At 69.3% G+C, this 17,973-nt stretch carries 16 protein-coding genes; 7 read left to right on the forward strand and 9 right to left on the reverse strand.

Annotated elements, in window-relative coordinates:
- Position 1: 1 nt before the first annotated feature.
- Entirely contained in the window at positions 2 to 142 is a 141-nt protein-coding gene (locus QNA08_RS09585; protein ID WP_283740479.1) for a hypothetical protein, read from the reverse strand.
- A gap of 340 nt (positions 143 to 482) precedes the next feature.
- Here QNA08_RS09585 and QNA08_RS09590 point away from each other — a divergent pair, with 340 nt between their 5' ends.
- The 3 genes from QNA08_RS09590 (at position 483) to QNA08_RS09600 (ending at position 2,960) form a co-directional block, all read left to right on the forward strand.
- Entirely contained in the window at positions 483 to 1,007 is a 525-nt protein-coding gene (locus tag QNA08_RS09590) for a Spy/CpxP family protein refolding chaperone (protein ID WP_283740480.1), read from the forward strand.
- A 142-nt stretch (positions 1,008 to 1,149) separates the two neighbouring features.
- Positions 1,150 to 2,325: a vWA domain-containing protein gene (locus tag QNA08_RS09595; RefSeq protein ID WP_283740481.1), complete on the forward strand. Its 1,176-nt coding sequence runs from the start codon at positions 1,150 to 1,152 to the stop codon at positions 2,323 to 2,325.
- Positions 2,326 to 2,348: 23 nt separating this feature from the next.
- Complete coding sequence (locus tag QNA08_RS09600) at positions 2,349 to 2,960, forward strand: hypothetical protein (protein WP_283740482.1); 612 nt, start codon at positions 2,349 to 2,351, stop codon at positions 2,958 to 2,960.
- A gap of 33 nt (positions 2,961 to 2,993) precedes the next feature.
- Here the strand turns inward: QNA08_RS09600 and QNA08_RS09605 are convergent, their stop codons facing one another.
- Positions 2,994 to 3,431, reverse strand: a complete 438-nt coding sequence (locus QNA08_RS09605; protein WP_283740483.1) for a universal stress protein — start codon at positions 3,429 to 3,431, stop codon at positions 2,994 to 2,996.
- A 199-nt stretch (positions 3,432 to 3,630) separates the two neighbouring features.
- Between QNA08_RS09605 and QNA08_RS09610 the strand changes: the two genes are divergently transcribed.
- Both QNA08_RS09610 and QNA08_RS09615 read left to right on the forward strand, forming a co-directional pair.
- Entirely contained in the window at positions 3,631 to 4,491 is an 861-nt protein-coding gene (locus QNA08_RS09610; RefSeq protein WP_283740484.1) for an AraC family transcriptional regulator, read from the forward strand.
- Positions 4,492 to 4,577: 86 nt separating this feature from the next.
- A complete protein-coding gene (locus QNA08_RS09615) occupies positions 4,578 to 5,039 on the forward strand; it encodes an AraC family transcriptional regulator (protein ID WP_283740485.1) in 462 nt (153 codons plus the stop codon).
- Positions 5,040 to 5,073: 34 nt separating this feature from the next.
- Here QNA08_RS09615 and QNA08_RS09620 read toward each other — a convergent pair whose 3' ends face one another.
- Together QNA08_RS09620 and QNA08_RS09625 are read right to left on the reverse strand one after the other, a co-directional pair.
- Complete coding sequence (locus QNA08_RS09620; protein ID WP_283740486.1) at positions 5,074 to 5,394, reverse strand: 2Fe-2S iron-sulfur cluster-binding protein; 321 nt, start codon at positions 5,392 to 5,394, stop codon at positions 5,074 to 5,076.
- 98 nt (positions 5,395 to 5,492) lie between these two features.
- Positions 5,493 to 5,888, reverse strand: coding sequence for an Hpt domain-containing protein (locus tag QNA08_RS09625; RefSeq protein ID WP_283740487.1), 396 nt, complete (start codon positions 5,886 to 5,888; stop codon positions 5,493 to 5,495).
- A gap of 323 nt (positions 5,889 to 6,211) precedes the next feature.
- Between QNA08_RS09625 and QNA08_RS09630 the strand changes: the two genes are divergently transcribed.
- Entirely contained in the window at positions 6,212 to 11,638 is a 5,427-nt protein-coding gene (locus QNA08_RS09630) for an apolipoprotein A-IV repeat region-like domain-containing protein (protein WP_283740488.1), read from the forward strand.
- 145 nt (positions 11,639 to 11,783) lie between these two features.
- Here QNA08_RS09630 and QNA08_RS09635 read toward each other — a convergent pair whose 3' ends face one another.
- From QNA08_RS09635 to QNA08_RS09650, 4 genes are read right to left on the reverse strand one after another with little or no spacing between them, the layout of a single operon-like run.
- The gene (locus tag QNA08_RS09635) at positions 11,784 to 12,398 is read right to left on the reverse strand and encodes an ABC-type transport auxiliary lipoprotein family protein (RefSeq protein ID WP_340321925.1); all 615 of its coding nucleotides are present in this window, start codon (positions 12,396 to 12,398) and stop codon (positions 11,784 to 11,786) included.
- A 47-nt stretch (positions 12,399 to 12,445) separates the two neighbouring features.
- Entirely contained in the window at positions 12,446 to 13,561 is a 1,116-nt protein-coding gene (locus tag QNA08_RS09640) for an MlaD family protein (protein WP_283740489.1), read from the reverse strand.
- A 41-nt stretch (positions 13,562 to 13,602) separates the two neighbouring features.
- Positions 13,603 to 14,394, reverse strand: coding sequence for an ABC transporter ATP-binding protein (locus tag QNA08_RS09645; protein ID WP_283740490.1), 792 nt, complete (start codon positions 14,392 to 14,394; stop codon positions 13,603 to 13,605).
- Positions 14,395 to 14,418: 24 nt separating this feature from the next.
- On the reverse strand, positions 14,419 to 15,552 hold the full coding sequence (locus QNA08_RS09650; protein ID WP_283740491.1) for an MlaE family ABC transporter permease: 1,134 nt from the start codon (positions 15,550 to 15,552) through the stop codon (positions 14,419 to 14,421).
- A gap of 188 nt (positions 15,553 to 15,740) precedes the next feature.
- On the opposite strand from QNA08_RS09650, the gene dgcA reads away from it, so the two are divergent.
- The gene (gene dgcA, locus QNA08_RS09655) at positions 15,741 to 16,727 is read left to right on the forward strand and encodes an N-acetyl-D-Glu racemase DgcA (protein WP_283740492.1); all 987 of its coding nucleotides are present in this window, start codon (positions 15,741 to 15,743) and stop codon (positions 16,725 to 16,727) included.
- Here the strand turns inward: dgcA and QNA08_RS09660 are convergent.
- Complete coding sequence (locus QNA08_RS09660) at positions 16,697 to 17,887, reverse strand: MFS transporter (protein WP_283740493.1); 1,191 nt, start codon at positions 17,885 to 17,887, stop codon at positions 16,697 to 16,699. The two genes, dgcA and QNA08_RS09660, sit on opposite strands and share 31 nt — an antisense overlap.
- Positions 17,888 to 17,973 lie beyond the last annotated feature (86 nt).

Below are 17,973 nucleotides of genomic sequence, written 5' to 3' on the forward strand. Positions count from 1 at the left end.
CTCAGCTTGGCGCAACGAGCGAGAGCATCGCAACCCCCAGGGCCAGCATGGCAAGAAGGCCTGCGATGCGCTTCAGCATCGCGTGCATGACCCGCCGCTCCGGCGCCGCGGCTGGCCGCCGCTCAATGAGCACGATGCGCATGAATCGATCTCCCAGCACACCGGCGCAGATCCGGCCGGCGTGACAGGAATGAGGAACCGCCCGTCAAATTTCGAGCGCGAATCGTGACATTCGCCATAATGCTCGCATTACGCTCAACCAAATCACACCCATACTGAGCAGATCAGACTGGATTCTATACACATACATACTACTGACGCGACGAATATCACATGTGATATACGATACACATACAAATTATCGCCGAAAGTTAATATATGTTTACACAAATTACAAATTAATGTCCAGTTCATTACTGAAGTTTAATTTGAATGATCGGCGGGTGAGGCACATGTTGAGGTCACTCTGACAGGAGGACCTCATGAAGAGAGCTCTCGCCACCGCGACCGTCGCAGCCCTGGTCGCCGGCTCTGCCTTCGCCATCACGGCGCAGGCCCAGCCGAGCGGCGGCCCACGTGCCGACGGGCCCGCCCAACACCGCATGACACCCGAGGATTTCTCGGCTCTGACGGACGCGCGTATCGCAGCCTTGAAGGCGGGCCTGAAACTGACGACGGAGCAGGAGAAGAACTGGCCGGCGCTGGAGGTCGCTCTGCGCGACACGGCCAAGGCCCGCGCCGAGCGCTTTGCCAAGATGCGCGAGGAGCGCCGCGAGGCGAGGGAGGAGCCCAACCCGATCGAGCGCCTGCGCATGCACGCCGAGATGATGAGCAGCGGCGCCGCCAACATGAAGAAGATCGCCGATGCGGCCGAGCCGCTCTACAAGAGCCTCGATGACGCGCAGAAGCGCCGCTTCGGCATGTTGATGCGCAACGCCCAGGGCGGCCATCCCATGGGCATGGGTGGGCGCGCCCATCGCATGCGACATGCCGAAGCGGAGCAGTAGCCCCCGACATCACAGCGTTTGAGCTTCACCCTCCTTCCAGCCGCCGGTTCGCCGGCGGCTCTTCTTTCGTCCGGTCGGCCAATTGCGGCGGGCGGCGCCAACGGCCGGCGACACCGGTCGCACAGCCTGATAGAAAGGCGGCATGTTCCTCACCTTCTTCGCAGAACTGCGCGCTGCCAGGATCCCGGTCACGCTCCGGGAATATCTGACGTTGCTCGAGGCGCTGGACGCCGATCTCGCCGGGAAGAAGGTCGAGGATTTCTACTATCTCTCGCGCGCCTGCCTTGTGAAGGACGAGCGCAACCTCGACAGGTTCGACCGGGTCTTCGGCAAGGTCTTCAATGGGTTGGAGACGCTCGGTGAGGCGGTCGAACGGGCCGAGATTCCCGAGGAGTGGCTGCGCAAGCTCGTCGAGCGCTATCTGACAGAGGAGGAGAAGCGCGAGATCGCGGCGCTCGGCTGGGACAAGCTGTGGGAGACGCTGAAGCAGCGCCTCGCCGAGCAGAAGGGCCGCCATCAGGGTGGCAGCAAGTGGATCGGCACCGGCGGCACCTCGCCCTACGGCGCCTATGGCTACAACCCGGAAGGCATCCGCATCGGCCAGGACGGCAATCGCAACTTTCGTGCCGTCAAGGTCTGGGACAAGCGCGAGTTCAGGGACCTCGATGACACGGTCGAGCTCGGCACGCGCAACATCAAGGTGGCGCTGCGCCGGCTGCGCCGCTTTGCCCGCACGGGCGCACCGGAGGTGCTCGACCTCGACGGCACCATCCGCGAGACGGCGCACAAGGGCTATCTCGACGTCAAGCTCGTGCCCGAGCGCCACAACGCCGTGAAGGTGCTGCTCTTCCTCGACGTCGGCGGCTCCATGGACTGGCACGTGGAGAAGGCCGAGGAGCTGTTCTCGGCCGCGCGCTCGGAGTTCAAGCACTTCGACCACTTCTATTTTCACAACTGCCTCTACGAGCGGGTGTGGAAGGAGAACCGCCGGCGCTTCGACGAGGCGATCCCGACCTGGGACGTGATCCGGACCTTCCCCTCGGACTATCGCGTCGTCTTCGTCGGCGACGCCTCGATGAGCCCCTACGAGATCGCCATGCCCGGCGGCTCCGTGGAACACCGGAACGAGGAAACAGGCCAGGTGTGGCTCGAGCGCATGCTCGCTCATTTCCCCAAGAGCGTCTGGCTGAACCCCGTGCCGGAGCGGAACTGGGCCTACACACGCTCGATCGCGCTCGTGCGCCAGATCTTCGGCGATCGCATGTATCCGCTGACGCTCGACGGGCTCGACCGGGCCATGCGCGAGCTGACGCGCTGACGCGCAGCCGACCCAGCCGCCCCATGACGGACATGCTTCCGCACGATGCACCATCCGCCGAGGACCGCGACACGGGCGCCCTCGCCTATCGCCATCGGCCGAAGCCGGTCGGCTTCGAGAACGCCTTCCGTCTCGAGGGAGACAGGCTCGTCGTCGATTCCGGCCGCAAGGTGAGCACCGTGGCGCTCGCCGCCGTCGAGAGCCTGCGGCTGACCTACGAGCCCAAGAACGTGACGAGCAAGGGTTTCCGCACGACGCTCCTGCTTGCCGACGGGCGCAAGCTCTCCCTGACCAATCTCGACTGGAGGACGATGGTCGAGGCGCGGCGCGAGGACGAGAACTACCGGCGCTTCGTGCTCGCCCTCGTCGCAGCGGTGGCGAAGGCCAATCCGAGGGCGCGCCTGCTCGCCGGCCGCAGCCGCCTGTCCTGGCTCCTGCTCGTCGCCGTCACGAGCCTGACGGTCATGGGCCTTGCCGCCTTCTCCCTGCGCGCCTCCATGCAGGCAGCGCCGGCGGCCGCGCTCCTCGGCCTCGCGGTCCTCGCCGTCACGCTCTGGCAGCTTATGCCGATGATCCGACGCAACCGCCCGCGTGAGTTCGCGCCCGACGCCGTGCCGCCCGACCTGCTGCCCTGACGACCGCCGGCCCGCACCGGGAGCGCCGGCGGATCACGTGTCTCCGTTCTCGCGCACAACAAGCACGGAGCAGGTAGCGTGGCGCACGATGGTCGAGGCGTTCGAGCCGAGAAGGTAGGTGGACATCGCCGGGCGATGCGAGCCGACGACGATGAGGTCGGCCTTCATGCGGTCGGCCTCCTCCAGCACTTCGTTGTAGACCGAGCCCATATGCACGACGGAGGACACGCGGTCCTTCGGCAGGGGGACGGTGGCGGCCACCTCGGCAAGCTTCTTCTCGCAGTCCGCCTGCTGCTCGCTGTCGAAATCCGGGGGGACGAACTCCATGAAGGTCACTGGCAAGATGGAACGCACGTAGATGAGACGGACGGAGCCGCCCGAGTTGTTGGCGAAAGCCACGGCCCTCTCGATGGCGTGCTTGGAAATCTCGACCTCGGCGATGTCGACCGGCACGAGAATGTTCTTGAACATCGAAACCCCCATTTGGCTCTCGCCGGAGCGCAGCACCCCAGCCTCGCCGGGGCATTGAGCGAGGTCAACATCCCGCGTCGCGCAGACCTCCCATGTCGCGACCGCAGGGGCGCGCCCCGCTCCCCAATGATCAGGCAATGAAATGCGCAACCGCGATCAACGGTCTCGCCCTATGGTCCGCCCCGCATGGAGGGCGATCATGCACGGCAAGCCCTCGACCCGGCGGGACTATGTGCGGCGGATGGCGAGCGTGGCGCGCTACATCGCCGAACATCTCGACGAGGAACTCGCCCTTGAGCGCCTCGCCGGCGTCGCCTGCTTCTCCCCCTACCACTTCCACCGCATCTACAGGGCGATGCTGGGTGAGACGGCAGCCGAGACGGTGCGACGCCTGAGGCTGCACCGGGCCGCAATGGCCCTCTTGGGCGGCGCCGAGCCGATCAAGCTCGTCGCCAAGCGCGCCGGCTACGGCTCGACGGCGGCCTTCAGCCGCAGTTTCACTGCGAACTACGGCCTGCCGCCCCTGGCCTTCCGCCAGCGCGGCCTTGCACTCGGTCCTTCCTCGCGCAGATCCGAAAGGGAGACGACCATCATGTTCGACGTCACGATTGAGAACCTGCCGTCGCTGCGCCTCGCCGCGATCCGCCACACCGGCCCCTACATGGAGATCGGCAAGACGTTCGATCGCATCTGCGACTGGGCGCAGACGCGCGGCCTCATGGGTGCCGATACCCTCTCGGTGGGGGTCTTCTACGACGACCCGGCCTCGGTACAGGCCGGCGCGCTGCGCTCGGATGCCGGCGTGACCGTACCCGAGTCGGTGCGGGGAGACGGCGATGTCGGCATCGTCACCCTCGCGGCGGGGCGCCACGCGGTGCTGCGCTACAAGGGCCCCTACCATGAACTGCATAGCGCCTACGACTGGCTCTATTGTGAGTGGCTGCCCGCAAGCGGCGAGGAACCGGCCGACCGGCCGTCTTATGAGATCTATCGCAATTCCCCGCAGGAAGTGCCACCGCCCGACCTGATCACCGACATCTGCCTGCCGCTCGCGCGGTAAGTGGGACGCTTGCTTCGCATATAGGTATTTCGATACGCTGCACAGGCGGCCCATCGCGGCCGCCTTCCTTGCCCCGGAGAGCGACCATGACCCCGCTCGTGATCTTGAACATGCCCCCGCTGCGCCTCGCGGTGATCCGACACGTCGGGTCCTATGCGGAGGTGGGTCCGGCCTTCGACCGCATCCTCGCCTGGGCGACGGGCCGCGGCATGGCGCACCCGACCGCAGTGGGCGTCTATTATGACAATCCGGCGGAGGTCCCCGTCGCGGCGCTACGCGCCGATGCCGGCGTCGTCGTCCCGGCCGAGATGACGGGCGTTGACGAGGTGGGCATCGTGACGCTCGCCGCCGGGCGCTATGCGCGGATGAGCCACCGCGGCCCCTACACGCAACTCGGCCAGGCCTATGAATGGTTCTATCGCGACTGGCTGCCGGCAAGCGGCGAGTCGCTCGCCTGCGGCCCGGCCTACGAGATCTATCGCAACTCGCCGCGCGAAGTGCCGCAGCAGGAACTGCTCACCGATATCCACATGCCGCTCGCCGGCTGAGGCCACGCAGCGGCTGGCACGCCACCCGTGCCCTTCATCCCTGCCGGGCCGGCGTATGCACGACGAGGCCGTCGAGATCCGACCTGACGCGGATCTGGCAGGACAGCCGCGAGTTCGGACGCACGTCGAAGGCGAAGTCGAGCATATCCTCCTCCATCGCCTCCGGCTCGCCGACAGCCTCGCGCCACTCCTCCTCCACATAGACGTGGCAGGTGGCGCAGGCGCAGGCCCCGCCGCACTCGGCGTCGATGCCGGGAACGGCGTTGCGCACGGCCGTCTCCATCACGGTCGCGCCGACCTCGGCCTCGACCGTGCGGGCCGTGCCTTCCGCGTCGACGAAGGTGATCTTGGGCATGAGGGACTCCGCAGCACCTTTCCGGCGGCCTGTTTAGGCCCTTTTCAAGCCGACGTCAGCGGCTCTTGCGGCACGCCTGTCCCACCCCTCCACAGGGTTCAGGGCGCCGCCGGGCCGGCGGGCTCGGCGAGAATCACGGCGATCACCACCTCCACTTCCTCGAGCGCCTCGACGAGCGCATCGAGAATCCGAGGGAGCATCGAGCCGGCCTGGACCTCGTCGAGCGCCGATTCGGCCGCCTCTGCCGCCGCCGCCACACGCCCGGCGCCGATCGCCCGCGCCGCTCCCTTCAATGTATGCATCGCATCCCGACGCTGCTTGGTGTTGTCCGTCGTTCGGACCGCAGCGAGATGAAGGCGCGCCTGGTCGCGGAAGAGAACCAGCAGCTCGCGCGCCAGATCCTCGTCGCCGAGGGTCTGGGCGGCAAGGAAGGCGCGATCGAGGACCGCCGGATCGAGGCCGGGCTCCCGCCCGGTATGTGCGCTCGTCGCCATTGTACGCCTGTCGCCTTGCCGCCCTATCCCGCCCTCGCCGACAAGGCAGCCCGCAGAAAGGCGTTGATAAGTACGCGCCCCGTGCGGGGCCGGAAGGCCACAGCCTAATGGTGAACAAGGCGTTAACGAAATTCTCAATCCATGCGACCGTCGGGTTTCCAACCCTAGGGGCCACGACTAAACTCCGCTTGGTAAACGGTGGGCAGGTCCGTCCCGGCCGGCGGCCCCGATAGGGGCAGGGCCGGAGGGCGGTGGCGTTTCGGGGGCTGAGGCCGCCCGCGAAACGGCGGCGTGCCGTGCGTGGCGTGAGTGAGGCGGCAATCATGTCCAAGGACAATAAGCTCAAGGATCCGACGGAAGCGGCGCTGTCGGCCATCGAGCAGGCGTTGAATCTGGGAATTGCGGACCACAAGGCGGCAACGGCGCGCAAACTGCCCGAGCCGAAGCCCTCCCCTCTCCCGTCCGAACACCTTCGCCTCCCCGATATCGACGACGGCGACCTCTTCGCCGATGTGGCGCACGGCGGCAGTGCCGCCCCCGCGCCCGGCACACCCCGTCCCACCTTGCACGACGAAGCCCTGCGCCCGGCGGTCATTGCCCCGGATCCCTCGCGCGTCGCAAACGACGACCGCCAGTCCGTCGGCGCCCTGCTGCAGGCCTTGCAGGCGCGCCCCTCCTCCCGCGCCTATTGGCTCGCGGCCCTCGCCTCGATCGCATGGCTCGGCGCGGCGGGCGCCTTCTTCTATGCCCGCTACGGCGTCGGTCATGCCGGCGTCGAGGGCACCATGGGCATGCTCGCCGCTTCCGACTGGGGCATGATCGGCCTCACGCTCGCCGGCCCCGTGCTTTTCTTCTTCGTCCTCGCCGCGCTCTACACCCGTGCGCAGGAGATGCGCCTCGTCGCCCGCGCCATGACGGGCGTCGCCGTCCGCCTCGCGCAACCCGAGACGATCTCCTCCGAGTCGGTCGTTTCCCTGTCCCAGGCGGTGCGCCGCGAGGTCGCCGCCATGGGCGACGGCGTGGAACGGGCGCTCGCCCGCGCCGGCGAGCTCGAGACGCTCGTGCGCAGCGAGATCGCGACCCTCGAACGCGCCTATGGCGACAACGAGATCCGCATCCGCGGCCTCATCGACGAACTCGTCGCCCAGCGCGAGGCGATCGTCGCCAATGCGGAGCGGGTGCGCAGCTCCATCTCCGGCGCGCACGAAAACCTGGCTCAGGAGCTCGAATCGGCGAGCCGCACCATCGCCGAGGCCGTCTCCGCCGCGGGCACGCGCGTCACCGAGGCACTCGGCTCGAAGGGCGAGCAGATCACCATCGCGCTCGGCAAGGCGGGCGATCGGATGATCGACGAGATCTCCGCGCGCAGCGGTGACCTCGTGGAGCGCCTGCAGGCGACGAGCGAGGGCGTCAACGCCCGGCTGGCCGATGCCAGCGGCGCCGTGACCTCCGCCCTCGACGGCAAGGCCCGGGAGATCAGCGAGGCCATCGAGCGCACCGGCCATGTGCTGCGCAGCGGCCTCAGCGAAGGTGCCGCCGAGGTTACCCGCACGCTCGCCGAGACGGGTGCCGGCGTTGCCGAATCGATCGCGCAGCGCGCCATGGAGGTCAACGACACGCTCAAGGCGACGGGCGAGCAGCTCGCCCTGTCGGTCGGCCAGCGCGGCGCCGAGGTCAGCCAGCGCATCGCGGAGACCGGCCGGGAGATCGCCGAGACCATCGCCTCGCGCGGCGACGGTCTCGCGGCACGCCTCGCCGAGACGGGCGACCGCATCCACGAGACCATCACGGTCCATGGCCGTTCGCTCGAGGAAGCGCTCGCCGACACCGGCACGCGCGTCGCCTCGCTCCTCGAAGAGCGCACGGCCGAGGCGCGCTCCACGCTCTCCGAGGGCACGCGGGCGCTCGAGGAGACTTTGTCGGGCACGGGCACGCGCATTGCCTCGCTCCTCGAGGAGCGCATGGCGGAAGCCCGGTCGACGCTGGCCCATGGCACCCAGGCGCTGGAGGAAGCCCTCTCCGGCACGGGCACGCGCATCATCTCGCTGCTTGAAGAACGCACCGCCACGGCACGCAATGCGCTCGACGAGGGTGTCCGCTCGATGGAGGAGGCCATCTCCTCAACGGGCTCGCGCGTCACCGCCGTGCTCGAGGACCAGACGGCGAGCGCCCGCATTGCACTCGCCGAGGGCGCCCGCGCGCTGGAGGATACGCTGAGCACGACGGGTGAGCGCATCACCTCGCTCATCGACTCTCGCGCCGCCAACGCCCGCGCCCTGTTCGACGAGAACGTGAGGACGCTGGAGGAGGCGCTGACCGCCGCCGGGGAACGCATGGCGGGCCTCGTCGAGGAGCGCACCCAGTCGGCCCGTTCGGCGCTGGAGGACGGTGCTCGCCTTCTGGAGACGGGCCTCTCCATCACCGGCACGCGCATTGCGACCCTCCTCGACGAGCGCACCGCGAGCGCGCGCGTCGCCTTCGAGGAGAGCGCCCAGACCCTCGCCCGGGAGCTGGCCGGCCGCGCGGCGGACATGCGCGAGGTCATGGCCTCGCACGCCGGCGAGGTGCAGACCCTGCTCGCCGGCACTGGCAAGGAGGTGGTGCTCGCCATCGCCACACAGGGCTCGCGGATCAACGAGGCCCTGTCGCGCAACGCCCATTCCCTGGCCGAGACCATCGAAAACCGGGGGCGCGAGCTCGATTCCGTGCTCGCCGCCCGCCATTCGGCCTTCGAAGCCGCCATCGAGACGCGCGGCCGCGCCCTCGACGAGGCACTCGGCGCCAAGCTCACGGCCCTCGAGGAGATCGTCGACACGCGTGGCCGCCTGCTGAACGAGAGCCTCGGCAACCGCCTCGCCGCCTTCGAGAAGACGGTCGAAACGCGCGGCCGCCTGCTCGACGAGACGCTCGGCGCCAAGCTCGCCGCCTTCGAGAAGACCGTGGAGACGGGCGGCGACAAGCTGGAGACGACGCTCTACGCTCGTCTCGCCGCCTTCGAGGACACGGTCGAGAGCCGCACCCGCTCGCTCGACCACACGCTCTCGGCACGGCTCGGCGAATTCCAGGACGCCATCGAGCTGCGCGGGCGCGACCTCGACGCCACGCTCGGCAACCGCCTCGCCATGCTTGAGGAGAGCATCGAGACCCGCGGGCAACGGCTCGACGCGACCCTTGCCGAACGCCTCGCCGCCTTCGAGGAGACCGTGGGCTCGAAGGGCCGCGCTCTGGCGGAGAAGATCGCCGCCGACGCCACGGCCTTCACGGCCCTGGTCGGCGCCCGCCTCGGCGACGTTGAGGGCCTCCTGACCACCCAGGGCCAGGTGCTCGCCGACAAGGTGGCGGAACGTGCGCGCGAGGCCGCCTCCACCATGGAGGCGCAGATCGCCGCCTTCGAGGAACGCTCGACGGCCAAGAGTGCCGAGATCGCCGGCTCGCTCGAGGGCCTCCTCGGCCGCATCGACAGCAACCTCGGCACGCGCGCCGCCGCCCTCAACGACGCGCTCGTTGCCCGCACCGGCGAGATCGCGCGCGTGCTGGCGGAGGGCGGACGCGAGGTCACTCAGGTGCTGGCGGCCAAGGCCGACGAGATCGGCAGCGTCGTCGCCGCCAAGAGCGAAGAACTGACCGAGACCCTCTCCGCCAAGGCCGAGGAGATCAACCGCACGCTCGGCGGGCGCGCCCTCGACATCGCCAATACGCTCGATCTGCGGGTCGCTCGATTCGAGGAGCGTGTCGTCGATCGTCTCGACGGCCTCAGCGTCACGCTCGACGAGCGCGGCCGTGCCCTGGCCGACACCTTCGCCACGCGCGCCGAGACGCTCGACGCCTCCCTCGGTGCCCGCGCGAGCGAACTCGCCGCGCTGTTCGACGAGAAGGGGGCGGACGTCGTCGCCTCGATCGCCGAGCGCGGCGAGGCGGTGGCGCGCGAGGTGTCGTCGGTGGGCGACGCCGTGGTGCGCACGCTCGAGGCGCGCGGCACCTCCGTCGTCGAGGCCCTGCGTGACCGCAGCGAGGAACTGACCGCCCTGTTCACACGGTCGAGCGAAGCCCTGCGCGAGGCTATCGACGCCGGCACCAGCCAGTCCATCACGTCGCTGGTCGCCACGAACGAGCGCCTGAAGGGTGAGCTCTCGGGCGTGCTCGACCGCTTGGGCGAGGCCAACAGGCTCCTGCAGCAGATCACCGCGAGCGCGAGCTCCAATCTCGCCTACGTCGAGGACGGCCTGTCGACGCGCGTGCGTGAGCTCGAGAACGTCCTGACGGCCGTCTCGGAGGAGACCGGAAAGGCGTCGGCCGAAGTCGCGACCCAGGTCGAGGCCCTCAAGGCAATCTCCGAAGGCACGCTGAGGGAAGCGGCCGACGTCGCCGAGAAGCTCGACCTGCAGGGCCGCACCGTCGCCGAGGTGACACGCCACCACGTGCAGGCCATCACGGACGCGGCCAAGACCCTCGAAGCGGTCGAGACCCGCGTCGGCTACTCGCTCGCCCAGCGCAAGGAGGCGCTCGAGAACCTGCTCGCACTCATCGGCGAGCGCACGGGCGACATGCAGTCGATCACGACCTCGTTCAACTCGCTCGTCGAGGAATCGCTCAAGAGCGCCGAGCTCAAGGCGCGCCAGATCGGCACGCTTCTCGCCGACAGCGCTCAGTCCAGCACGGCGGCCATCGGCGAGCAGTTCGACCTGATCCGCTCGGCGACGGGCAAGGAACGCGAGCGCACCGCCGCAGCCCTGCGGCAGGCCTACGAGCAGGTCGTCAGCGAAATGGGGCAGGCCCTCACGGAGGCCACCGAACGCTTCCGGGCGACCACCGGCGAGCTGCGCGGCATGACGGCGGAGATCCAGCGCGAGCTGGAGGCGACGCGCGCCGAACTGCGCAAGGGCGTCGTGGAACTGCCGCGCGAGACGCAGGAGAGCGCGTCCGCCATGCGGCGCGTGGTGGCCGACCAGATCAAGGCGCTCAACGAGCTCACCGAGATCGTCACGCGCTCGGGCCGCAATTACGACGTGGCGGCTGAAGCGCCCGCGCCGCGCCGCGCGGAAACGGCCGGCACCCGTGCTGTCGCGGCGACCACCGCGAGCTTCCGCGCTCCCGAGGCGGTGAGCGCGCCGACACCCGCACCGGCAGCGCCGGCGGCCACCGCGGCTCCGGCCGCCCCGGCCGAGGCCCGCCAGCGCCCGCCTGCTCCGCCGCGCGCCGAGACGGCGCAGCCGGCCAAGCCTGCCGCCCCGGTCCAGCCGACGGCGACCCCCGTGGCCCCGGCCGCCGGCGGTGGGCAGCGCGGCTGGCTGTCGGATCTCCTGGTGCGCGCCTCGCGGGACGAGCAGCCGGCTCAGCCGGTGCCTGTCGAGCCCAAGGGGGGCGCGGCGGCAGCGCCCGCGCGCGGCGGCGAGCGCCCGGCGCTCCACACGCTCGAACTCCTCGATTCGATCTCGGTCGACATCGCCCGCATGATCGACCACGACGCCGCCGTTGAACTGTGGGACCGCTACAAGCGCGGCGAGCGCAATGTCTTCACCCGCCGGCTCTACACGCTGCAGGGCCAGCAGACATTCGAGGAAATCCGCCGCAAGTACCGCCGCGACGACGAGTTCCGCGATACGGTCGACCGCTATATCGACGAGTTCGAGCGGCTCTTGGCCGAGGTCTCGCGCCAGGATCGCGACTCGATGATGGCGAAGACCTACCTGACCTCGGAGACAGGCAAGGTCTACACCATGCTCGCTCATGCCACCGGCCGCTTCGACTGAGCGCCCGGCCCGGCCTCGGGGCTCGGGCGTCGGAAATCCAAAGGAAGAAGGGCGCGGCCTTGGCCGCGCCCTTCTTCCTTTGGAGGCTGTGATCCTTGGAGGTGGGCGCGAACTTCCGTCGTTGCGTCCCGCTCCCGCAGGGTCCTTACGAGTTGCCAGCCCCGGGGACCCGGCTCGGCATCCAGCGCACGATCTGCACGAGCACCGAGGAGAGCGCCTCGTCGAGGGCGCGGGCCGCCTCCGGCCCGTCGATATGTGCGACCGGAGCACGCGCGACAAAGATCCGGGCGGATGCGACACGCCCGGTCGTGGCACCGATCAGCCTGGCGGTGATCTCCACCACCGCCTCACCTGTGCCGCTCTCGACCTCGAAGCGGCGGATTTCGGTGCCGAGGGTGTAGTCGGCGATGACACCGTCGCCGGGCCGCCCCACCCGGCCGAGACGACTGCCGTTCTCGAAGGCCTGGATGAGGCGCGTCTGCACGAGCTTCGGCAGGCGGTCGGCCCACTGCGCCCCGCTGAGATACGACACCTCGCCGGACGAGCTCTTGACGATGATTCTCTCGCTGTCGAACACCTGCACGGTCAGGGGCTCGGACACGGCGAGCTGGCCGCCGCCGAGCGCGGCCGCGCGTCCGAAATCGCGCGGAGCACTGAGGTCGAAGGTCGGCGGAGCAGGCGCCGAACAGGCACCGATTGCGAGCATGGCCGACAGGAGCGCAACAGCGCTGGCTCGACCGGTGAAATGCCGAACGGTCAAGACGTCACCCCGATGGAAGAGAAGGAATGCGGGGACGGGACGCGACATCAGCGCCGACCACCGTATTCCGGCAAGGATGGCTTGCTGCCGAAGATGAGCTGCTGCGGGTTGCGCTCGAGGCTGCGCAGCGCGCGGTTGATCTCCCCGAGCGTCTTGCGGCCGTCGCTCGCCAGCGCCTCGTAGTCGCGCAGGCCCGGCCCCGTGAAGCGGGTGATGCCCGCGGTGATCTCGCCCGTGCGCTTGTCGAGATTGTCGGCGAGCGTGCGGATGGAGCGCGCGGCCTCCGCGATCTCCTGGAAGGCGCCCTTGCCATCCGGCGACGACAGGAAGCCCTCGGCGGCGGTGAGCACGCCCTCAACCTTGTCCGCCGCCTTGTTCAGCTTCTGCGAGATCGAGGCGATCTCCTTCATTGTCGTCTCGACCTCGCCGCTCGATGCACCGAGCGCATTCATGAACCTGTCGGCGTTCTCGACGATACGCGACACCCTCTGCGGCTCCACCGCCTTCACCACGCTGTCGAGGCTCGTCGAAAGCCCTTCGAGCTTTTCGGCGAGATCTCCCGCATTGCCGAGGAGCCGGTCGACCTTGGGCGCGTTGTCGGCGAGCGCCTTGGTGAAGGTCTCGGCATTGCGGGCCGTGCGGCCGATCGGTCCCTCGATGTCGCCGGCAACGCGGTCGACCTTCGTGAGGATGTCGTCCGCGCGGCCGGCGAGGCGCCGCACGGTCTCGAGCAGATCCTGGAAATCCGAGCGGTCCGCGAAGATCGTCGGCAGCGGCTGACCTGGTGCGGCAACGAGCGGGGCGGCACCGGGGTCACCACCCGTCATGGCGATGGAAGCGACGCCGGTCAGGCCCTGATATTCGAGCCGCGCCTTGGTATCGACATTGATGGGCGTGGCGCTGTCCACGTCGACGCGGGCGACCACCCGGCGCGGGTCCTCGGGCAGAAGCTCGATGGCGGTGACCTCACCCACCCGGATGCCGTTGAAGAGGACGAGCGAGCCACGCGAAAGGCCCGAGACCGAGCCGGAGAAGACGATGCGGTAGGCGGCGCGATAGGCCCCGGCCTCGCGGCCGGCGAACCAGTAGACGAAGAGGAATGCCCCCGTCAGGACAGCGAGGGTGAAGAGACCGATGAGAGCGTAATTGGCGCGGGTTTCCATCTCGTCCGCTCGTTCTCGTCGCTCGTCCTGTCCGGCCTCTTTCAAACCCCACCGGCGACCGCGCGGGCGCGCTTGCCGTGGAAGTAGGCGCGCAGCCACGGGTGCTGCGACGCCAACAGGGTCTCGATAGGGCCGGCGGCGATGATCTTGCCGTCCCCGAGCGCCGCGACTCGGTCGCAGACCGAATAGAGGCTGTCGAGGTCGTGCGTTACCATGAAAACGGTAAGCCCCAAAGTCTTCTGCAGCGTTGCGATGAGATCGTCGAATTCGCCGGCGCCGATAGGGTCGAGCCCCGACGTCGGCTCGTCGAGAAAGACGATCTCGGGATCGAGCGCGAGCGCCCGGGCGAGCGCGGCGCGCTTGATCATGCCGCCCGAAAGGTCGGCGGGGCGCTTCTCCGCCGCATCCGGCTGCAGCCCGACCATCTCGATCTTGAGCATGGCGAGCTCGTCGAGCAGGCGCTCGGAGAGGTCGAGATACTCCCGCATCGGCACCTGCACGTTCTGCTTGACCGTGAGGGAGGAGAAGAGAGCCCCGTGCTGGAACAGCACGCCCCAGCGGCGCTCGATCGCCTTGCGCGAGGACGGCGTGAGCTCGTCGAGGTTTTCGCCGAAGACCTCGATGGTGCCGCGCCGCTTCGGCACGAGCCCGAGGATGGCGCGGGTGAGCACCGACTTGCCCGTGCCCGACGCGCCGACGAAACCCAGGATCTCGCCGCGGTAAACGTCGAGGTCGAGCCCCTTCATGATGGTCTTCTCGCCGAAGCCCACTTCGAGGTCGCGGATGCGGATGGCGACCTCGCGGTCGCTCTCGGGCATCGCTTCGGCTGGCATGGCGTGGTCCATGGACGGGCGGGCTCAGTAGTTGATCGCGGCGAAGAACATGGCGAACAGGCCGTCGACAAGGATGACCATGAAGATCGACTTCACCACGGACGAGGTGACCTGGCGTCCCAGTGATTCGGCCGAGCCCTGCACGGCGAGCCCCTCGAGCGAGGCGATGAGACCGATGACGAGCGCCATGAAGGGAGCCTTGATGAGCCCGACGAGGAAGGTGCTCATGGCGATGGCCCCCTGCAGCCGTGCCAGGAAGATCTCGGGGCTGATGCCGCCATAGATCCAGGCCACGAGCCCGCCGCCGAAGAGCGCCGCCATCGACGACAGGAAGGTGAGGATGGGCAGGCCGACGATGAGCGCCAGCACGCGCGGGATGATGAGAACTTCCACCGGATCGAGGCCCATGACGCGCAGGGCGTCGATCTCCTCGCGCATCTTCATCGAGCCGATCTCGGCGGTGAAGGCGCTGCCGGAGCGGCCGGCGACCATGATCGAGGTCAGGAGCACGGCGAGCTCGCGCAGCACGAGGATGCCGACGAGGTCGACCACGAAGGGCTGCGCCCCGAATCGCTGGAGCTGGAAGATGCCCTGCTGCGCCACGATGCAGCCGACGAGGAACGAGATCAGCGTGATGATCGGCACACCGCGGAAGGCCACCTGCTCGAGCTGGTGCACGAGCGCGGGCAGGCGGAAGCGGGATGGCCGCAAGGCGACGCGGACCAGGCCGGCAACGACCTCGCCCAGGAAGCTCGTCCCCTGTGCGATGTCCCTGCCCGTGCCGACCACCGCCTTGCCAATGTCGACCAGGAAGTCGACGAGCCGCGAGTGGCGCACCACCGGCGCCTCGGCGAAGCCGCGGTAGGCCACCTCGTCGAGCAGGATGCGGTGCTCGGCGCGGGCGCCGACGAAATCGGCCTTCAGTCCCTTGGCGCCGAGCTCGTGGCGCGTGCGGTCGAGGACCCAGGCGCCGAGCGTATCGAGCCGTTCGATGTGCGACAGGTCGATGATCACGCGCCGTGCGCCCTCGGCAGCGGCAAGGAGCGCCCCGGCCTGTGCCTCCACCTCCGGCGCCGCGGCCGCGACCCAGCGGCCAGCGAGGGCGGCCCTGATCTCGTCGCCCGCCTGCTCGGTGGAGGCATTGGGTTCGGTCGTCATCGACGGCTCTTCGGGAACTGGCTTTGCGAATCCGTGAGGAGCAACGCAATCAAACTAAGGCGGTTCCCCTGTTAGCGCCACGACGCCGCCGGGTCGAGGGCGCTCTGGCCCGTCTTGTTCGCGGCGCGGCGCCTTCCTATGGTGCGCGCCCTCCTTCTCCGCCGTCTCGCCTCGCCCGGAAGCCGTCAATGCCTCGTCGCCTCGCCGTCGCCGCCGAAACCTTCCCCATCGCCGGCCGGTTCACCATCGCCCGCGGCTCGCGCACGGAGGCGGTCGTGGTGACCGTCGCCATCGAATCAGAGGGCCGACTCGGCCGCGGCGAATGCGTGCCCTATCCCCGCTACGGCGAGACGGTGGAAAGCGTCGTCCGCCAGATCGAGAGCGCGCGCTCCGCCGTGAGCGAGGGGGCTGATCGTACAGCGCTCGCCGCCCTTCTGCCGCCGGGCGCAGGGCGCAACGCCCTCGACTGCGCGCTGTGGGACCTTGAGGCGAAGACGGCCGGCGTCGCCGCTCACGTGCTCGCCGGCATCGACCGGCTGGGGCCGGTGACGACCTGCTACACCATCAGCCTCGACACGCCGGAGGCCATGGCCGAGGCGGCGCGCAAGGCCGCCGACCGGCCCATCCTCAAGGTCAAGCTCGGCGGCCTGATGCATGATCCCGAACGCATCGCCGCCGTGCGCGCGGCAGCCCCCGAGGCCACCCTCGTCGTCGATGCGAACGAAGGCTGGAGCGAGGATACGATCGCCGCGAACCTCGCGGCCTGCGCCGCCGCAGGCGTCGCCCTCGTCGAGCAGCCCCTGCCGGCGGACCGCGACGCGGCCCTTGCGGGACTGTCGCGCAGCATCCCGATCTGCGCCGACGAGAGCGTGCACGACCGCGCCAGTCTGCCGCGCGTCGCCGATCTCTACGACGCGATCAACATCAAGCTCGACAAGACGGGCGGCCTCACCGAGGCGCTGGCCCTCGTGGAGGAAGCCACGGTGCGGGGGCTCTCCATCATGGTCGGCTGCATGGTGGGCACCTCGCTCGCCATGGCGCCGGCGATGCTGCTGACGCCAAGGGCGCGCTTCGTTGATCTCGACGGCCCCCTGCTCCTCGCCGAGGATCGCCCCGGCGGCCTCACCTACGAGGGCAGCATCGTCTACCCGCCGACGCCCTCGCTCTGGGGCTGACGCACTACCCGCGCGGCGACAACGGCCAGCGCGGCGCCGGCCAGGCCGAGCGGCACCATGGCCGCGAAGGCCTGGGCGCCGAAGGTCCGGTAGAGCGGCCCGCTCGCGAGTGTCGCCCCGGCGAGCGCCAGCCCGTTGGCGGCCGTCAGCGTGCCCTGCCAGCGCCCGCGGCAGCGCGCCGGCACGAGCGCCCCGAGCGCCGCCATGGCACCGAGATGCGAGGCGCCGAAGGTCGCCGCGTGCAGCGGCTGCAGCACCATCGTTCCCGCGAGGCCCGGGTCGGCCGCCATGCCGGCGAAGCGAAGGCTGGCGAAGAGGCCGCCCGCGACGACGAAGCGCAGGCCCCCGATTCCCCGCGCCACGACGCCGCCAGCGAGCATGAAGAGACCAACTTCGGCCAGGACGCCGATGGCCCACAGCAGGCCGATGGTCCTGTCGCCGAAGCCGGCGTGCTGCCAGTGCAGCGAGCCGAACGTGTAGACCATGGCGTGGCTCGACTGGACGAGGGACGAGGCCCCGATCATCAGCCATAGGGCGATGGACCGGCCGTCGGCGTCGGCCGGAACGACGCCCTCGCCCGTCGCCCGGGCCGCCTGCCGATGCGCATCCGGCGCCAGCAGGGCAAGGCCCGCCGCGGCAGGGGCCGCCGCCGCGACCACCCGGACGATCGCCGGCGCACCGAGCGCCGCAATGAGGGCGCCGCCCGCGAGGTTCGCCGCGAGATAGGCGGCCGATCCCCACATCCTGATGCGGCCGTAGTCGAGCTTCGGCCGTTGCAGCACCAGGGCCGTGGTGAGGAGATCGGAGAGCGGCACGACGGGCCCCTGACAGAGCGCTGCCGCGGCGGCGATGAGAACGATCGGGAAGAAACCGTCGACGAGCCCCAGCGCCACATAGCCGGCAGCGACACCGCAATCGAGCAGGACGATCAGCCGTGCCGCCCCGAGGGGACCGTCGGCGAGGCCCGTGACGAAGGGCATCGTCAGCACGCGCACCACGAGCGGCACGGCGAGCACGATGCCGATCTGCGGCGCGCTGAGCCCCCGTGCTTCGAGCCACACCGGCAGGTACGGCATGACGATGCCGATGACGAAGAAATTGGCGACATGCAGGACCGAGAGGCGCAGGGCCGCGTGGTCGCGCGCCGTCTCGGTGCCCATGGTCCTCGCCCTCCCCGCTTCGCCCCTTCCGTAAGGGATAATTCACCGCCTCGCACTAGCGTCGGAACCCACACCGGGGAATCCGG

The sequence above is a fragment of the Chelatococcus albus genome (genome assembly GCF_030067675.1).
In the GTDB taxonomy this organism is placed as follows: Bacteria; Pseudomonadota; Alphaproteobacteria; order Rhizobiales; family Beijerinckiaceae; genus Chelatococcus_A; species Chelatococcus_A albus.

What these genes read in the sequence shown, in the direction of transcription:
- QNA08_RS09600 (WP_283740482.1), top strand. Translation starts at nt 2,349, where the DNA reads ATGACGGACATGCTTCCGCACGATGCACCATCCGCCGAGGACCGCGAC.
- QNA08_RS09610 (WP_283740484.1), top strand. Translation starts at nt 3,631, where the DNA reads ATGCACGGCAAGCCCTCGACCCGGCGGGACTATGTGCGGCGGATGGCG.
- QNA08_RS09590 (WP_283740480.1), top strand. Translation starts at nt 483, where the DNA reads ATGAAGAGAGCTCTCGCCACCGCGACCGTCGCAGCCCTGGTCGCCGGC.
- QNA08_RS09585 (WP_283740479.1), bottom strand. Translation starts at nt 142, where the DNA reads ATGCGCATCGTGCTCATTGAGCGGCGGCCAGCCGCGGCGCCGGAGCGG.
- QNA08_RS09650 (WP_283740491.1), bottom strand. Translation starts at nt 15,552, where the DNA reads ATGACGACCGAACCCAATGCCTCCACCGAGCAGGCGGGCGACGAGATC.
- QNA08_RS09640 (WP_283740489.1), bottom strand. Translation starts at nt 13,561, where the DNA reads ATGGAAACCCGCGCCAATTACGCTCTCATCGGTCTCTTCACCCTCGCT.
- QNA08_RS09625 (WP_283740487.1), bottom strand. Translation starts at nt 5,888, where the DNA reads ATGGCGACGAGCGCACATACCGGGCGGGAGCCCGGCCTCGATCCGGCG.
- QNA08_RS09645 (WP_283740490.1), bottom strand. Translation starts at nt 14,394, where the DNA reads ATGCCAGCCGAAGCGATGCCCGAGAGCGACCGCGAGGTCGCCATCCGC.
- QNA08_RS09595 (WP_283740481.1), top strand. Translation starts at nt 1,150, where the DNA reads ATGTTCCTCACCTTCTTCGCAGAACTGCGCGCTGCCAGGATCCCGGTC.
- QNA08_RS09620 (WP_283740486.1), bottom strand. Translation starts at nt 5,394, where the DNA reads ATGCCCAAGATCACCTTCGTCGACGCGGAAGGCACGGCCCGCACGGTC.
- QNA08_RS09615 (WP_283740485.1), top strand. Translation starts at nt 4,578, where the DNA reads ATGACCCCGCTCGTGATCTTGAACATGCCCCCGCTGCGCCTCGCGGTG.
- QNA08_RS09630 (WP_283740488.1), top strand. Translation starts at nt 6,212, where the DNA reads ATGTCCAAGGACAATAAGCTCAAGGATCCGACGGAAGCGGCGCTGTCG.
- QNA08_RS09660 (WP_283740493.1), bottom strand. Translation starts at nt 17,887, where the DNA reads ATGGGCACCGAGACGGCGCGCGACCACGCGGCCCTGCGCCTCTCGGTC.
- dgcA (WP_283740492.1), top strand. Translation starts at nt 15,741, where the DNA reads ATGCCTCGTCGCCTCGCCGTCGCCGCCGAAACCTTCCCCATCGCCGGC.
- QNA08_RS09605 (WP_283740483.1), bottom strand. Translation starts at nt 3,431, where the DNA reads ATGTTCAAGAACATTCTCGTGCCGGTCGACATCGCCGAGGTCGAGATT.